The organism is Salinibacillus aidingensis, assembly GCF_055393355.1.
This window is the reverse complement of sequence record NZ_AP043759.1, coordinates 1,667,264-1,684,036: the sequence shown is the minus strand read 5'-3', so window position 1 is coordinate 1,684,036 and position 16,773 is coordinate 1,667,264. Positions and strand designations below refer to the sequence as shown.

15 protein-coding genes are annotated in these 16,773 nt (G+C 38.8%); 8 read left to right on the top strand and 7 right to left on the bottom strand.

Features of this window, described 5'->3' with window-relative positions; translation table 11 throughout:
• The first annotated feature begins 4 nt into the window (after positions 1-4).
• From gucD to ACZ5OK_RS09065, 7 genes are all read left to right on the top strand, one after another.
• A complete protein-coding gene (gucD, locus tag ACZ5OK_RS09095) occupies positions 5-1,468 on the top strand; it encodes an alpha-ketoglutaric semialdehyde dehydrogenase GucD (RefSeq protein WP_343841448.1) in 1,464 nt (487 codons plus the stop codon).
• A 213-nt stretch (positions 1,469-1,681) separates the two neighbouring features.
• The gene (locus ACZ5OK_RS09090) at positions 1,682-2,722 is read left to right on the top strand and encodes a type 2 periplasmic-binding domain-containing protein (protein ID WP_343841445.1); all 1,041 of its coding nucleotides are present in this window, start codon (positions 1,682-1,684) and stop codon (positions 2,720-2,722) included.
• Between the two features lie 92 nt (positions 2,723-2,814).
• Entirely contained in the window at positions 2,815-3,219 is a 405-nt protein-coding gene (locus tag ACZ5OK_RS09085; RefSeq protein WP_425542219.1) for a tripartite tricarboxylate transporter TctB family protein, read from the top strand.
• Positions 3,220-3,234: 15 nt separating this feature from the next.
• Positions 3,235-4,767: a tripartite tricarboxylate transporter permease gene (locus ACZ5OK_RS09080; protein ID WP_343841442.1), complete on the top strand. Its 1,533-nt coding sequence runs from the start codon at positions 3,235-3,237 to the stop codon at positions 4,765-4,767.
• A 79-nt stretch (positions 4,768-4,846) separates the two neighbouring features.
• Positions 4,847-6,196 carry a glucarate dehydratase gene (gene gudD, locus ACZ5OK_RS09075; protein ID WP_343841440.1) on the top strand — a complete coding sequence of 450 codons (1,350 nt, stop codon included), beginning with the start codon at positions 4,847-4,849 and terminating at the stop codon, positions 6,194-6,196.
• Positions 6,197-6,247: 51 nt separating this feature from the next.
• Positions 6,248-7,786 (top strand): galactarate dehydratase, encoded by a 1,539-nt coding sequence (gene garD / locus ACZ5OK_RS09070; RefSeq protein ID WP_343841437.1) that lies wholly within the window; start codon positions 6,248-6,250, stop codon positions 7,784-7,786.
• A 616-nt stretch (positions 7,787-8,402) separates the two neighbouring features.
• Positions 8,403-9,611 (top strand): MFS transporter, encoded by a 1,209-nt coding sequence (locus tag ACZ5OK_RS09065; protein WP_343841435.1) that lies wholly within the window; start codon positions 8,403-8,405, stop codon positions 9,609-9,611.
• Positions 9,612-9,689: 78 nt separating this feature from the next.
• Here ACZ5OK_RS09065 and paiA read toward each other — a convergent pair whose 3' ends face one another.
• Positions 9,690-10,205: a spermidine/spermine N(1)-acetyltransferase gene (gene paiA, locus ACZ5OK_RS09060; RefSeq protein WP_343841432.1), complete on the bottom strand. Its 516-nt coding sequence runs from the start codon at positions 10,203-10,205 to the stop codon at positions 9,690-9,692.
• Positions 10,206-10,353: 148 nt separating this feature from the next.
• Here paiA and ACZ5OK_RS09055 point away from each other — a divergent pair, with 148 nt between their 5' ends.
• Positions 10,354-12,303, top strand: a complete 1,950-nt coding sequence (locus tag ACZ5OK_RS09055; RefSeq protein WP_343841430.1) for an AMP-binding protein — start codon at positions 10,354-10,356, stop codon at positions 12,301-12,303.
• A 390-nt stretch (positions 12,304-12,693) separates the two neighbouring features.
• Here ACZ5OK_RS09055 and ACZ5OK_RS09050 read toward each other — a convergent pair whose 3' ends face one another.
• The 6 genes from ACZ5OK_RS09050 to ACZ5OK_RS09025 all read right to left on the bottom strand — a co-directional run bounded on the left by ACZ5OK_RS09050 (position 12,694) and on the right by ACZ5OK_RS09025 (position 16,728).
• Entirely contained in the window at positions 12,694-13,035 is a 342-nt protein-coding gene (locus ACZ5OK_RS09050) for a GNAT family N-acetyltransferase (RefSeq protein ID WP_343841428.1), read from the bottom strand.
• 8 nt (positions 13,036-13,043) lie between these two features.
• Positions 13,044-13,304, bottom strand: a complete 261-nt coding sequence (locus ACZ5OK_RS09045) for an NUDIX hydrolase (protein WP_343841426.1) — start codon at positions 13,302-13,304, stop codon at positions 13,044-13,046.
• Complete coding sequence (locus tag ACZ5OK_RS09040; protein WP_343841424.1) at positions 13,301-13,450, bottom strand: hypothetical protein; 150 nt, start codon at positions 13,448-13,450, stop codon at positions 13,301-13,303. Before ACZ5OK_RS09040 ends, ACZ5OK_RS09045 begins: the two co-directional genes overlap by 4 nt.
• 91 nt (positions 13,451-13,541) lie before the next feature.
• On the bottom strand, positions 13,542-14,312 hold the full coding sequence (locus tag ACZ5OK_RS09035; RefSeq protein ID WP_343841422.1) for a class I SAM-dependent methyltransferase: 771 nt from the start codon (positions 14,310-14,312) through the stop codon (positions 13,542-13,544).
• 94 nt (positions 14,313-14,406) lie between these two features.
• Positions 14,407-15,936: an acyl-CoA carboxylase subunit beta gene (locus ACZ5OK_RS09030; RefSeq protein WP_343841420.1), complete on the bottom strand. Its 1,530-nt coding sequence runs from the start codon at positions 15,934-15,936 to the stop codon at positions 14,407-14,409.
• A 12-nt stretch (positions 15,937-15,948) separates the two neighbouring features.
• Positions 15,949-16,728, bottom strand: coding sequence for an enoyl-CoA hydratase (locus ACZ5OK_RS09025; protein WP_343841418.1), 780 nt, complete (start codon positions 16,726-16,728; stop codon positions 15,949-15,951).
• Between the last annotated feature and the right edge of the window lie 45 nt (positions 16,729-16,773).

Here is a 16,773-nt window from a genome sequence, read left to right as displayed (position 1 = left end):
TGATGTGGTAGTTCAAAGTGAAATTAAAACTTATTTAAACTACATCGATGGGGAGTGGACGTCTTCATCATCAGATGAGGTGATTAAAAACACGAACCCTGCCAATATTGAAGATGTGGTTGGCTATGTACAAGTATCAACTAAAGATGATCTTGAGAGTGCTGTTGCTGCTGCAAACAAAGCACAAAAGGATTGGAAAAAATTATCTGGTGATGCCAGAGGAAAAATTCTTTTTAAGGCTGCTGATATTCTTGAACAGCGCTTGGATGAAGTAGCAGAGATCATGACAAGAGAAATGGGAAAAACCCTTTCTGAAGCAAAAGGTGAAACAGCGCGAGGAGTTGCCATCCTTCGTTACTATGCAGGTGAAGGAATGAGAAAGGTTGGAGATGTCATCCCTTCGACAGACAAAGATGCACTTATGTTTACGACTCGTGTTCCGTTAGGGGTAGTGGGCATTATTACACCTTGGAATTTCCCAGTAGCGATTCCGATGTGGAAGGCTGCACCTGCTTTAATATATGGGAACTCAATTGTTATGAAACCAGCTACAGAAACAGCGGTTACTTGTGCAAAAATATTTGAATGTTTTGCAGAAGCAGGATTTCCATCCGGAGTTGTGAACCTAGTTACCGGCCAAGGATCAGTTATTGGCCAGGGGTTAGCAGAACACCCTGATATTAATGGGATCACATTTACGGGATCAAATACCGTTGGTAAACAAATTGGTCAATCAGCTCTTGCAAGAGGTGCAAAATACCAACTTGAAATGGGCGGGAAAAATCCTGTCATTGTATCAGCGGACGCAGATCTTGACTTAGCCGTAGACGCTACAATAAGTGGCGCATTTCGCTCAACCGGCCAAAAATGCACAGCGACAAGCCGGGTAATCGTTCAAAGTGATGTTTACGATGAATTTAAGAAACGCCTACTTGCCAAAACAAAAGACATTACCATTGGGAATGGCTTAAATGATGGTATTTGGATGGGACCAAGTGCAAATGAAAAACAACTAAATACAGTACTTTCCTATATTCAAAAGGGAAAAGAAGAGGGTGCAACACTGCTGTTAGGTGGTGAGAGGCTCACAGGTGAAGACTATGATAATGGATACTATGTAGAACCCACTATATTTGATCATGTAAACTCAGACATGACAATAGCCCAAGAAGAGATTTTTGGCCCAGTTATTGCATTAATAAAAGTTGATAGCATGGAGGAAGGCGTGCATGTGGCAAATGATGTTGAATATGGTTTAAGTGCCTCAATCTTTACAACAAATATTCAGCAAATGCTTTCATTTATTGAAGAGATGGATGCGGGTCTAGTTAGAATTAATGCAGAGAGTGCCGGAGTTGAGCTTCAGGCTCCATTTGGTGGCATGAAGCAATCTAGCTCACATTCGCGTGAACAAGGTCAAGCAGCAATTGAATTCTTTACTTCTATTAAAACAGTTTTTGTTAAATAATTTTATTTTTATTGAGGGGGGATGGGACTTTCCCCTCCCTATCCTTTTCTTTAATAGCTAAACTTAGGAACTAGGGAATCCATTTAATTTTAAATGGTTAAAGTAAATCTTTAGTGAAAGCGCTTAAATTACTGCGCAGATCTTTAAAGTGAAAATTAGGTTGTAAATAAGTTATAAAAAATTATAAAGGGGTGTTTATCTATGAGGAGGGTTTTGTCGGTTTTAATGGTTTTGGTTCTTTCTGCATTGCTAGTTGCTTGTAATAGTAAATCGACTGGAGATGATAAAGGTGGTGGCAGCGGTGCAGAGGTCCCTGATAGAATTCGTGTGGTGATTGGCTCCACTTCAACAGGAGGGGATACCTATCAAAATGCAGATGCTGTTAGCAGATATCTGGAGGATTCATTAGGTACAAATATGAAGGTAGATGCTGTTGGTGCTGTTAAGGCTTTTAGTGAGCTATCCAATGCTGACACTGATGGAAGTACGATCATGTTTTTCCATGACATGTCATATTTAGGTATTGAATATGGAAGTATCAATAAGAAAAATAAATTAGAAAACTGGAAAATTGGTCCGGTTGTTTCAACAAACCCAGGTAACGCATTTTTAGCTCGTTCAGATGCACCATACGATACAATGGCTGATTCGGCTGAATGGTTACAAAGCAATCCCAATGAAACTATTACTGTTGCTATAGAAGCTGGTGGCACTTCTGAAATCTCTTTTGATGGCTATTATTTATGGGTTGAGGAAAAATATGGGGAAGAAGTTGCGAATCGAATTAAAGTTTATCCAACAGGATCACAGCAGGATAAGAATCAGGCATTATGGGATGGTAATGCCGATATCATTAACGGATCTATTGGTGGTAATAGCGAATATACAAAAGATGGCGTAGATTCCGATGTTAAGATGAAGTTCTTAGGAATTACAGCTGGTGAACGAGTTGAAGGATATGACATTCCTACATTTTCGGAACAGGGAATCACTTTTGACGGAGAGAAATTTGTTTTTGACAAGGAATTTTTCTTCCTATTACCAAAAGATATAAACCCAGACTTTGCTAAAGCCTTAGATAAAGCAGTTGCAGAAGTTGTAGAAAACTCTGATTATATTAATGATTTAAGCAAAAATGCCTATATTCCTAATTATATCCCAGCTGATAAGGCCGATGATTATTTACTAGAGAAGAGGTCTACCCTTCAAAACATTATTAAAAATGCCCCGTCCGTGGATGAGCTTACAGAGTAAATAAGTGAATGAAAATTTAATAAGAGGTTGTTTGTATAACAATACAGACAGCCTCTAAATTTATAAAAGTTTGAATAGAAGAAGGTGAGCTGATGAGTGATCTTCTTAGTCTTGAGATTACATTTAGTGAATCGCATACCATTTTTCCTAAAATCGTATTATCAATTCTCATTACTTTATTGATTCTGATAATAGTAAGAAGGATCGTTACAAGAATAAAGGAAGGGAAATCAAAGAAGTTTAATTTTAATTTTTTCATAGACAATTATGATAAACCTAAATTTTACGGAACCATTATTTTACTCCTGGGTTATGGAATCATAATGGAGCCAATTGGCTTTCTACTATCTAGTATTCTTTTTATGTTTCTTATTATGCTTTTATTTATTGGTGATCTAAAACGGAAATCAATTCTCCTATCTCTTGCCAATTCAATAATAACATCAGTTTTCATTTGGTTTTTATTCGGTCAAATGTTCAATATAACTTTACCATAAGGAGGGTAGCAATTTATGGAAATAATCGGGATACTCACTCCATTGTCTGTAGTCTTAGTATTTACAGGTGTAATGCTTGGTATCGTATTTGGCGCAATACCTGGGATGACGGCAACGATGTCGATTGCCCTCTTCCTTCCCCTTACCTATGCACTCGACATGGTTGATGCTATTGCATTATTAATAGGGCTATATGTTGGCGGAATTAGTGGAGGCTTAGTTCCTGCAATTCTACTAAATATTCCGGGAACTCCTTCTTCGTTATGTACTACTTTTGATGGTTTTCCTATGACTCAAAAAGGCCAAGGGGAGAAAGCATTAAAGGTAGCAATTTCAGCTTCCATTATCGGTGGTTTCTTTAGTTTAACGATTCTATATTTCTTTGCTCCATTACTTTCATCGATCGCAATAGAATTTTCTTCAGTTGAGAAATTTTTAATTATCCTTTTTGCTCTGACGGTCATAGCATCAATCTCTAAAGGAAGCTTGCTTGTAGGAATTTTTAGTGGCGTACTGGGGGTCTTTATAAGTCTAATAGGTATGTTTCCTGACAACAATAAATTACGAATGATTCCATTAGGATTAGAAGAGCAATTATATTATGGGTTTGCCCTTCTCCCTGTCCTTATCGGTTTATTTGCAATTGGTCAAATTATCCATGAGGCTGAGGAGGGAATGAAACCAGCAGCCCATCAAAATTTTGATTTAAGCAAAAATAAAAAGAATAAATTCACATTTAAAATATTTAATGGCCAATTAGTAAATACGATTCGTTCCTCTGTAATAGGTACTTTTATAGGTATGCTGCCAGGTGTGGGAGGAAGTGCCGCGTCGATCACATCATATTCACAGACAAAAAACTTTTCAAAAAAACCTGAGAAGCTGGGCACTGGAGAACCAGAAGGACTTATTGCCAGTGAATCAGCCAATAATGGATTAATAGGTGGAGCGTTAATACCACTACTATCCTTGGGAATACCGGGTGATAGTACAACAGCCGTACTAATTGGAGCCTTTCTATTGCAAGGTATACAAGTAGGTCCTTTATTTATTACAACCAACCCTGACCTTTGGAATGGTATTGTATTCTCACTTATTATTGCAAACATTGTCATGTTCATTCTCATGTTTTTTTCGATTAAATATATGGCAAAGATTGTCTATATCCCTAAACATACCATTTATCCAATTATCATTGTGATGTGTGTTGTTGGTTCTTATGCCATTAATTCTGGCGTGATGTTTGATGTATGGACGTTACTATTATTTGGTTTTCTAGGCTATTTATTTATGAAAATCGGAGTACAAATTGCCCCATTTTTAATTGGATTTATTTTAGGAAGACAATCTGAAAAATATTTTATCGATAGCTTGAAAGGAAGTAATGGGGATTTAATGATCTTCTTTACAAAAGGTCCTATTGCCATTGTACTATGGGTTCTAATTTTGGCTTCGGTTATCTATGCCATATATGATAGTCGAAAAACAAAAAAGGAGAAACGAGAGGAAAGAAATTCAGAAGCATCAGAAAACCCTCTAAATAGCTAGTTCATGTTTATAAACAATTGAATATCAGTACGGGAAAATCTGAAGTAATTTTAATACAAAAATTAGGGGTTGATTATATATGACGATGACTATAATTACGAAAAAAAGCACTCCAACCATTGTAGATATGTCAGTGATTCCGGTGGCTGGTCAAGATAGTATGTTATTAAATTTAAGTGGAGCACATAGTCCTTTCTTCACTAGAAATATCGTAATTCTTAAGGATAGCAGTGGAAATATGGGGGTTGGAGAAGTTCCTGGGGGAGAAGAAATACGTAAAACAATAGCCGATTCAAAATCGATGGTAATTGGTCATTCAATAGGCAACTATAACAATATTTTAAATAAAGTTAGAAGTACATTCGCAGACAGGGATGCTTCCGGTCGTGGTTTACAGACTTTTGATTTGCGAATTATGATTCATGCTGTCACTGCATTAGAAGCTGCTTTTTTAGATTTATTAGGAAAACATTTGGAAGTTCCAGTAGCAGCTTTGCTAGGTGAAGGTCAACAGAGAGCTGAAGTAAAAATGCTAGGATACCTGTTTTACATTGGTGACAGTTCTAAAACTGATTTGCCTTATATAAGTGAAGATAACGCAAACGATGAATGGTTTCGATTACGACGGAAGGAAGCCTTAACCCCGGAATCCATTGTAAGACTGGCAGAAGCTGCAAAAGAACGGTATGGATTTCGTGATTTCAAATTAAAGGGCGGGGTCCTTCGCGGTGAAGAAGAGATGGAAGCTGTAACTGCGTTGGCTGAACGTTTCCCTGAAGCGCGAATCACGTTGGACCCAAATGGTTGCTGGTATTTAAAGGATGCCATAAGACTGTGTAAAAACAAACATGACGTGTTGGCATATGCCGAAGATCCATGTGGCGCTGAACATGGCTTTTCTTCCCGTGAGATCATGGCAGAGTTTAGACGTGAAACAGGTTTACCTACTGCTACTAATATGATGGCAACAGATTGGCGCGAAATGGGTCATGCGATGCAATTAAATGCAGTTGATATACCACTAGCAGATCCCCATTTTTGGACGATGCAAGGGTCAGTGCGTGTTGCACAAATGTGTCACGATTGGGGAAGAACCTGGGGATCTCATTCTAACAATCACTTTGATATTTCTTTAGCTATGTTTACTCATGTTGCAGCGGCTGCCCCTGGAAATATTACTGCTATCGATACACACTGGATATGGCAGGATGGTCAACGTTTAACCAAAGAACCCTTTGAAATAAAAAATGGAAATGTAAAAGTTCCAGATCAGCCAGGATTAGGTATTAAGATTGATTTGGATCAAATTGATAAAGCCCATAATCTTTATAAAAAAATGAATCTGGGTGCCCGTGATGATTCTATTGCTATGCAATATTTAATTCCTGGATGGAAATTTGATAATAAAAGACCATGTCTGGTAAGATGATGGACTTTTATCATCAATAATCATACTAAATTGGGAGGGGAAACATTCCTTATGCCAATAAATAACACGAAGAGTGATATTCCGCTTTATATTAAAGTAAATAAAGAGGATAATGTTGCAACGATTGTTAATTCAGGTGGATTGAAGCCAGGAACTGTATTTCAATGTGGTCTGGAACTGCACGAGTACATTCCAGGGGGGCATAAAGTAGCATTGATTGATTTGCAACAAGGTCAAGAGATTATTCGTTATGGAGAAGTCATTGGTTTTGCAAATACCCACATAAAGAAAGGAAGATGGGTCAAGGAACCTTTAGTAGATGTGCCGAACCCTCCTGAAATAGAGAAATTGCCTATTGCAACAAGAGATCAATCAAGCATACAACCTTTAGAAGGATATACCTTTGAGGGATATCGAAATGCAGATGGAACTGCTGGAATTAAAAATATCCTGGGTATTACTACAAGTGTTCAATGTGTAGTGGGAGTTCTTGATTATGCAGTAAATAAAATTAAAAAAGAACTTCTTCCAAAATTCCCTAATGTACACGATGTAGTTGCAATAAATCATTCTTATGGGTGTGGTGTGGCCATAAATGCACCTGAAGCAAATATACCCATTCGTACCCTTCAAAGTATGTCCACTCATCCCAATTTTGGTGGGGAGGTAATGGTGGTCGGTCTGGGTTGTGAAAAATTGTCACCTGAGAGGCTAATAGAAGGTGATAATAAAGATGATAGTATCCTTTCATTACAAGGCCAACAAGGCTTTATTAATATGGTTGATGCAATTATGGATATGGCCGAGGAAAGACTGGAGAAGTTAAACAATCGAGAGCGAGAGACCTGTTCTGTTTCAGATTTAGTTGTAGGATTACAATGTGGGGGAAGTGATGCTTTCTCCGGTGTTACTGCCAATCCTGCTGTAGGATATGCTGCAGATTTATTAGTCCGTGCCGGTGCAACTGTACTATTTTCAGAAGTTACAGAGGTAAGAGATGCTGTTCACTTATTAACACCTCGAGCTGTTAATGAGGATATCGGTCATGCGCTCATTGAAGAAATGAAATGGTACGACAATTATTTAAATTCCGGAAAATCCGATCGAAATGCAAATCCCTCTCCTGGAAATAAAAAAGGTGGTTTAGTAAACGTAGTTGAGAAATCACTGGGTTCAATTGCCAAGTCTGGAAGTAGTCCTATTTCAGGAGTTTTGTCTCCAGGAGAAAAGGCAACAAAAAAAGGTCTAATATTTGCTGCTACACCTGCTAGTGACTTTGTTTGTGGTACGTTGCAACTCGCCTCTGGCATGCATCTTCAAGTTTTCACTACAGGTCGAGGTACCCCATATAGTTTACCAATAGCTCCAGTAATTAAAGTTTCTACGCGAAATGAGTTAAAAGAGCAATGGGATGATTTGATTGATGTTAACGCAGGTCAAATTGCAACTGGTGAAGCTACAATTGAGGAAGTAGGATGGGAAGTTTTCCATTTTATATTAGATGTTGCTAGCGGACGTAAACAAACATGGGCTGACCATTGGGGAATAAACAATGATCTAAGCTTGTTCAATCCAGCACCTATAACGTAATTCTGTTTAGACAACCCAAATATAAGGGTTGTCTATTGTGTTTTATTAAAGGTTCGAGTACGTGAAAGGATCAAGAATTTTATAATAAAAAATTAACATCTTGGATGGTAAAGATCTGGTCGGACAATATGTTATAAATTTTTGATTTTAAAGCAGCTGAATGTTAGTTAAAAGTGTTTGAACTAAAGTATTTAAATACTGAACACAACTAATTAATACACATAAAATTAAGAGAGGAAAACTGCTAAAAGTAAAATGACTTTATTAAATATGTACCGAACAATGACAATAGGGAGAGAACCAAGAACTTGGAGATTAATCGATATAGATTTTCTATATTCTATAAGTTTACATAACATATATTATCGGAAGTTATCCAAAATTGAATAATCAAGTCTCATTAACGAAGTATTCTCAGGATAGTGAGACAAAATGAATTTTAAACGGAAGCCTAATCATTATCATCATACGTAATTTCAAAGTCTAGTGATCTCATCGTCATCGATATGGCCAGATTTCATGCTGCAGCTTGTCCTGATTTACAAAACATCATTTCAATCTGCACTTCCCTCATGTATAATATATTTCGAGTATCGAAGAAAGGTGCGTTTAACTTATGTCTGTAAATCAAAGCGTCGAATCCAAAGATCACCCGGATAAAATCTGGACTCGGGATTTTATTCTCATTTGTCTGGCTAACTTTTTTATATTTTTAGGTTTTCAAATGACTCTTCCCACCATTCCATTATTTGTGGAAGAATTAGGTGGAAATGATAAGCTGATTGGTGTTATTGTGGGGGTTTTCACCTTTTCTGCCCTGCTTCTCCGGCCATTCGCAGGTCATGCGCTCGAGTCGAAAGGCCGTCAAATCGTATATATGACTGGCCTTGGCGTATTTGTCATTTCTGTCGGTTCATACGCCTTCGCTGCCAGTATCGTTTTTCTATTCCTCATGAGAATTCTTCAAGGTATGGGCTGGGGATTTTCTACAACAGCCACGGGGACCATTGCAACAGATATTATCCCGCCTAAACGCCGTGGTGAAGGTATGGGTTATTTCGGACTCTCAGGGAATCTCGCCTTGGCCTTTGGACCATCCTTGGGTTTAACGTTAGCCGGGGTTATGTCGTTTACATATTTATTTTTAATCTGTGCAGCCCTCGGTCTCATTTCGTTGTTACTTTCATCAAAAATCCAATATAAAAAAGCCGAACAGTCACCGAATCAAACAACAGCGATGAAACTGGATGTTTTTGAAAAGACAGCTTTACAGCCTGCCTCCCTGTTGTTTTTTATTACGGTAACATTCGGAGGGATTGCTTCCTTTCTCCCTTTGTATGCTGAACAAAAAGGTGTGTATGGTATTGAACTTTATTTTTTAACCTTTGCTATCTTTTTAATGATCTCAAGAACCTTTTCAGGTAAAATTTACGACAATAAGGGCCACTTGTATGTATTCCCTCCAGGAGCCTTTCTGATTTGCATAGCCATGCTGTTACTTTCCTGGTTACCCGGAACATTTGTGATGCTTATTGCTGCGTCCTTATATGGTCTGGGCTTTGGTGCTGTACAGCCGACACTGCAGGCATGGGCGGTTGAAAAGGCAGCTGAAAATCGTAAAGGAATGGCAAATGCTACGTTTTTTTCTTCATTTGACTTAGGTGTAGGTACTGGAGCGATTATTTTCGGACAAATTGCTTTTATTTTTAATTATTCAGTGATTTATTTAACCGCAGCAATTTCCGTATTTTTGTCTATAATTCTATATACCTATTATTATATAAAGGGTCGTAAACATCAGTTGCACCAGCATATGCAAAATTAAGCATACAACTCTTTCATTAAAACATAATCAGAGTCATAGTTACTTCTGATTGTGTTTTAATGAAATAATTTCTCTCAATTAAAGGTTTTTCGTCATTATAAAATCGATTTGTTTTTCATCTCCCATATAAAATGCATGATCTCCTGTTTTTACAAACCCCTGTTTCTTATAAAAAGCAATCGCATGTTCGTTTTTCTCCCAGACACCCAGCCAGATCTTCCTTTTGTCACATTTCACAGCCATTTCTTCAGCTTTATTTAAAAGATCTTTGCCCAGTCCATGATTTTGAAATTTGCTCCTGATATAAATTCTTTCAATTTCGAGAGCTTCATCCCCCATTATTTCAGACTGGGCATCATCGATATTAACCTTCAGATAGCCGGCAATTTCATGATGTAAATAAATAAAAAAGAACTGTGAGGATTCATTGGACAATTCAGTCTCCAACTGTTTAGAATTAAATGCATTCTTCAGATAGGTTTTCATATTTTCAGGTGAATTCTGGTGCTTAAATGTCTCATTAAATGTTTCATAACTTATTTCCTGAAGTTTGTTTAAATCCTTCCTGGTACACTTACGGATGGTTATCGTCATATAGATAGGTCACCTCTGAATAATGATTTTTTATAAAACTCCTATATATTAATCTTTTCTCTATTTGCTTTTCACTTCCCTCCCTTTTATATTATAATAAATGTGAGATACTTTTCAGAATTTTCATTACTGTCAAAGGAGGTTTAGAATGTCAAAAGCTATGTGGTTCCCAAGTGAAACATTTAAAAGATCCACTCGCCTGTTTCAATGGATGAACTCACTTGGTTACGAGGATTATGACACGTTTCACCAACAGTCTGTCGAGGATATTGCCTGGTTTTGGGATCAGGCCACCAAGGCATTAAATGTGAAATGGGATCAACCGTATACAAAAACTCTCGATTTAACAAATGGAAAGATGTATCCGGAATGGTTTGTAAATGGTGAAATGAATGTTACATACAATTGTGTAGACAAATGGGCTGAAAATGCAACGACATCAAAAAAACAGGCACTGATATGGGAAGGTGACGATGGTCAGACAAAAACGTACACATTTGCCGAATTGGAAAAAGAAATTAACAAGGTTGCTAACGGACTTGAACAGTTGGGCGTTCAACGTAAAGATGTGGTCACACTTTACATGCCAATGCTTCCGGAAACAGTTATTGCAATGCTGGCTATATCCAAGATTGGTGCCATATTTTCCCCTGCTTTTTCAGGATATAAGGCAGAAGCTGTAGCGAAAAGGATGAATGCTGCAGAAGCAAAATGGCTGATTACTGTGGATGGTTTTTATCGCAGAGGATCTGAAATTCGTATGAAGGAAGAAGCGGATAAGGCTGTTAAGCAATCGTCCTCCATCGAAAAAGTTATTGTCGTTGAACGTACACAACGGGATATAAACTGGAATACCAATCAGGATGTAGCATGGAAGGAAATTCGACAAAATGTAAGCGATTACAGAAGGAGCAGGACTGCCGGAAACGACCCCTACATGATTATATACACCTCAGGAACGACAGGAAAGCCAAAAGGTGCCCTTCATACCCACCACGGATTTCCTGTAAAAGCCGCCTTTGATGCTGGAATATGTATGGATGTTCAACCCGAGGATACCTTGTTCTGGTATACAGATATGGGCTGGATGATGGGACCCTTTCTTGTTTATGGCGCATTGATGAATGGTGCCCGTATGATTCTTTTTGAAGGAACTCCTGATTATCCAAATCCAGATCGTATTTGGCAGCTGGTCGAGCGGCATCGTGTGACCCATTTAGGCATCTCCCCCACCCTCATACGTTCATTAATGGGGCAAGGCGAGGAATGGATTGAACCAAAAGATTTATCAACTTTAAAGATGATTGGTTCTACAGGTGAACCATGGAATCGGGAGCCATGGATGTGGCTTTATGAAAAGGTGTGTCGCAGGAAGATTCCTATTTTTAACTATTCAGGTGGAACGGAAATCTCAGGTGGGATTTTTGGTAATGTCCTAGTGAAGCCGATTGCTCCTATTTCCTTTAATGCTGCATTACCTGGTATGGATGTGGATGTATTTGATCAAAATGGTCAGTCTGTATCCAATGAAGTTGGCGAATTAGTGATCAAACAGCCATGGGTGGGAATGACAAATGGATTTTATAAAGAGAATGACCGCTATGAAAATACGTACTGGAGCCGCTTCAAGGATACATGGGTACATGGAGATTGGGTCATAAAAGATGATGAAGGTTATTTCACCATTACCGGGCGTTCTGATGATACATTGAATGTGGCAGGAAAGCGTCTGGGACCTGCTGAAATTGAGTCCGTACTTGTGGAACATGAGGACGTTCTGGAAGCCGGAGTCATCGGTGTTCCCCATGACGTTAAAGGAGAAACTCCGGTCGCTTTCGTCGTGTGCAATAACGATAATGTAAATAAAACATTACTTAAAGAAGAGCTTACAACATTAGCTATCGCCAAGTTGGGTAAAGCAATAGCCCCAAGCAGACTCTTTTTTGTTCAGGATTTACCAAAAACCAGAAATGCTAAGGTTATGCGACGTGCGATAAAGTCCGCATTTTTACAAAAGGAAAGTGGGGATCTATCCGCTCTGGAAAATCCGAAATGTCTTGAAGAAATTAGAGATGTATCAGATATGAAATTGAAGTAGAAAACGCTTTGGATGCTCATTACAATTATAATTCGCAAGTCAAAAGAGGCTGGGACAAAAGTGTTTTCGCTAAAGGTAAATCCGAAATATAATAGGTGAGGAACCACTACTCCAGAAAATACTTCGCTAAAGAATCCTATTATTCGGTTTATTACCAATCGAATTCGTTATGTCCCATCCTCTTTTGCGTAAATTATTTATATAGAGTAATACATGATGCTCACTTATTTACAAAACTCCGGCCTTTTTTTGAAAAAATTCATATCTCTCTGCAATATCTTAATTTAATACGTTGGATTTTCATATTGAAATTTGAAACCTTTGCCTTCATAAAATGGAATTCCTTTCATATTTTCCTTTTTGAACAGAGACCCATTGTTCTTTGGCACCCTATTTTTCTTTCTGTTGTTTCGTGACGGCATCCAATAATTTAGTGCCAATCCCTTCATTTCTTCTTGCAGGGTCAATGTATATAACGAATAACTCTCCAATTTCTGAATCTATCATTCCTCCACCTGCTGCACCAATTATTTTTCCGTTCTCAACGGCTACAAAATATCCGCCCCAATCACGATTAAATTCTGTTACTTCTCTTAATATTCTTTTGTGATTATAAAAATCTTTTATCACTCTTTCAATCCACTCTTTTGAGTGACTTTCCCCATATGTCGCCCAATACCCTCTAATACATACGTTTGAAATTCCTTTGACATGGCTTTCATTCGCCTTCATAATATTTATCATATTTTCTCCCTATATTCATCACTGCTTTTTTGAATTGTCTTTAAATCTTCTGGATATATATGAATCATATTATCTATTTCTGATAAAGACTTCCAGGCGGCTTCTATAATGGTTTTATCAGGGTCATTTATCCCCTCACTTTCTCCTATTTTCTCTACTTTAAAATAATAGGTCTTTACGTTTATCCCCTTTATTACAGTCTCCTTAACAAACAAATTTTTAATAATTCTAACGTCATATCCTGTTTCTTCTTTCACTTCTCTAATGCAGCATTCTTCAGGTGTCTCTCCTTTTTCAATTTCGCCAGAGGGACACTCCAGCCCTCAGAGTCATTACTTCTAACCATAAGAACTTCAGTATTTTCATTGAAACAAATCGCTGCAGAACCTAACCATTCTTTCATCACCCTCCCTCTCCATTTACTTGTGATACGTGAGTTTCGTATGTCTTCTATTAATCTCCTCTCTCTATTTAATACCCAACATAGTTTGAATTCATCGCTTTTCATATACACTCATCATCTCATCTACTTCAAGCGAAACAATACGATTATCTTCTGTCCTGACAGAAAAATAGGAAAGTGCCTCATGAGATCCGCTTAAAATATAGTCCTCCACCTGCTTCCAGTCGTTTTCACTTTCTGTAGTTCGCTGCACCCAGGTTTTAAATGGATAGGTTTTTTTATGTACATCTCTTTTTAGCTCCTTTAATTGATATTTTGAGCTTAACTGGTTCCATTCAGAAGGCGAAAGACAGTTAGCATGACTTCCATCACGCAATTTTTCGAAGCGATTCATAAAATCAGCTAACGCCTCTTCTTCTGGAACAACATTATCAATCAGGAGAAACTTTCCCTCTGGCTTAAGAACTCTGGACGTTTCCTTTATGAAAAACTCCGGCTTTGGAAAATGGTGGGCTGCGATTCTGCAAGTAACAGCATCGAAGGTTTCATCTAAAAATGGAAGATTTTCTGCATCTGCAAGAATAAAAAAGATATTCTCATAGTTTCTGAGGTGGGATGCTGTATTCTGAAGCATTGTTTTCGTGAGGTCACTGGCAAATACCTGGCTAACCACAGGTCCAAGAGTTTTGGCTACATGCCCTCCACCTGTGGCAATATCAAGAACCTTCCAGTTTGATTCAGGATGTAACCATTTTTTTATGTGTTGTAAATCATTCCCCTTTGCATGAGAATGACTCGTTACGTAGGAGTCAGCATTCTTTGAAAACTGCTCTATAACTTTAGCTTTTTGATCGTTATTCATAGATCTCCCTCCTCCATCAAGTTATTTTTATTTTACCATACAGAAAAAGGGTGCTGTTTGTCTGATCAGCACCCTCAACGTTAATTATCTATTGTTATACTGGATATACTCCGTGTTTTCGCTCACTAAACGTTATATCTTTTGTTTCGTATGAGGAAAACCTGGTCATTAACTCTTGACGCAGCTGATCAGGCTGTACAATATCGTCAATGACCATTTCTGAAGCGAGTCGGTAAATATCGATATTCTCCTTATACTCCTTTTGCTTTTCCTGGATAAATGATCGTCGCTCTTCTTCCGGTAATTCAGCAATCTTATTTGCATAAACGGCATTCACCGCTGCCTCAGGCCCCATGACAGCAATTTGAGCTGTAGGTAAAGCTAAACAGCAATCCGGTTCAAAGGCGGGACCTGCCATGGCATACAGGCCTGCACCGTACGCTTTGCGAACTATGACAGATACTTTTGGAACAGTGGCCTCACTCATGGCTGCAATCATCTTTGCCCCATGACGAATAATACCTGCCTGCTCAACTTTTGTACCAATCATAAATCCCGGAATATCAGCAAGAAAGAGCAGCGGAATATGAAAGGCATCACAAAGCGTAATGAACTTCGCAGCTTTATCGGCTGAATCATGAAATAATACGCCACCTTTCATGCGTGGCTGATTGGCAATAATACCGACTGACCGGCCATCTATTCGGGCTAGACCTGTAATGATTTCCCTGGCAAAATTCCGCTTAATTTCACAAAAACTTTCTTCGTCGATAAGTCTGTGAATAAGCTCATACATATCAAATGGTGCATTCTGGTTCTCTGGCAGGATGTCCGAAATCGTCTTTTCAAAAGCCTTTGGAGACTCGTGTTGTACTTTTGGTGGTCTTTCTTTGTAGTTAGCAGGAAAGTATGATAAATATTTTCTGGCAAAGGATATTGCCTCTTCTTCCGTTTTTGCCAGCACATCACCAACTCCTGATACGGAACAATGCATCTGCGCCCCGCCCATTTCTTCTAACGAAACCTTTTCTCCAATAACTTTTTCTGCCATACGAGGCGAACCAAGGTACATAGATGCATTGCCGTCCACCATAACTACAATATCGCAAAAGGCAGGAATATATGCACCACCAGCAGCTGAAGGTCCAAATAACAGACAAATTTGCGGAACACGTCCTGATAATTTCACCTGATTATAAAAGATTCGTCCGGCGCCACGTCTTCCTGGAAACATTTCGACCTGATCGGTAATACGAGCTCCCGCAGAGTCTACCAGGTACAGCATGGGAACATTCAGCTTTTCTGCGGTCTCTTGGATACGAATGATTTTTTCGACTGTACGAGCTCCCCAGGACCCGGCTTTTACCGTTGAATCATTTGCCATTACACATACGGTTTGACCATTGATTTGACCCATTCCGGTTACGACCCCATCAGCCGGAAAATTCCCATCCATACAGTTGGCAAAAAAAGCATCCTCTATATTTAAATTGTCATCAAATAATTCCTTTAATCGATCACGAACAAATAATTTATTCTTTTCCTGATTTTTTCTATGATATTTCTCGCCGCCTCCTTGTCTAATCCGTTCAACAGCTTCAGAAAGTTGTTCGTCCATTCCCATGTTTCCACCCCTTTAGTTTCCTGAAAAATTCGGTTTACGTTTCTCCTTAAAAGCCTGTATTCCTTCCAAACGATCGTTGGTTGGAATGGTTCGTTTATAGCATGCCTCTTCAATATCTAAGCCTGTCTCAATATTGGTATTGAGGCCTGACTGAATCGCTTCTTTAGCCTGTCTCACCCCGATCGGGCCATTGCCGGCAATGATAGATGCCTCGGATAATACTTGTTCCACAAGCTTTCCCCGCTCTACAAGCACCTCTATCATTCCCAGTTGATAAGCCTCCTGACTGGAGACTCGACGGGCAGAATAAATAAGGTACTTCGCCCGGCCTGGCCCGATTAATCGGGGCAGTCTTTGGGTTCCCCCGGCACCAGGAATGATGCCGAGAGAGGTTTCCGTCAGCCCTAAAGACGCTTCTGTACTGGCCATGCGTATATCGCATGCAAGCGCAAGCTCCAGTCCTCCACCAAATGCAGCCCCATTAATGGCTGCAATAACAGGCATCGGCAAAGCCTCCACTCGATTTACGGTTTCTTTAATCGTTTTTACAGTCTGAACCACTTCATTCTTTGACATGCTGGCCCGCTCTTTTAAGTCTGCACCTGCACAAAATGCCTTCTCACCGCTTCCTTTAATAATTAAAACACGTAAATCGTCCCTGGCCTCAATTAAATCCATACAGTCATTTAAATCCTGCAGTAATTCAGTCGAAAAGGCATTTGCAGCCTTTGGACGATTAAGCGTAATCAGTCCGATATAATCTTCAACGACATCAAATAAAACAGTATTCACCGTTACCTCCCCTTTAGCAGACTCTTCTCCGGTCCATTTTTACCG